The sequence below is a fragment of the Nocardioides oceani genome, assembly GCF_030412965.1.
Lineage (GTDB): Bacteria > Actinomycetota > Actinomycetes > Propionibacteriales > Nocardioidaceae > Nocardioides > Nocardioides oceani.
In genome coordinates this window covers 1-277 of record NZ_JAUHJQ010000166.1, presented here as the reverse complement: position 1 = coordinate 277, position 277 = coordinate 1, and the positions used below count along the sequence as shown (strand labels likewise).

The 277-nt window shown below is 74.7% G+C and carries 1 protein-coding gene; it reads right to left on the bottom strand.

All coding sequences use genetic code 11. The annotated features are described in order from the left end of the window. Positions 1-277: ZIP family metal transporter (locus tag QWY28_RS23695; RefSeq protein WP_439117280.1), on the bottom strand; the 277-nt coding region annotated here is incomplete at both ends.

Here is a 277-nt window from a genome sequence, read left to right as displayed (position 1 = left end):
GCCCGAACCGCTGAGGGAGACGCCGAGCGCGGTGTTCTCCGGGATGCCGTCGAGGGTCACGCCGGCGAGCAGCGCCCACCCGGCGGTCGTGCCGCTGACGTAACGGTCGAGGAAGTAGTCGGCCGTGGTGAACACCAGCGCCCCGGCCGCGAACAGCAGACCGGCGCGCACCGGGCCGCCGTCGCGGTAGCTCGGCTCGAAGAGCTCGAACGCCACCGACGCGATCAGCGCACCCGCGGCGAAGGCCAGCGCGGCCGCGAGCAGCGGCTGCGGGACC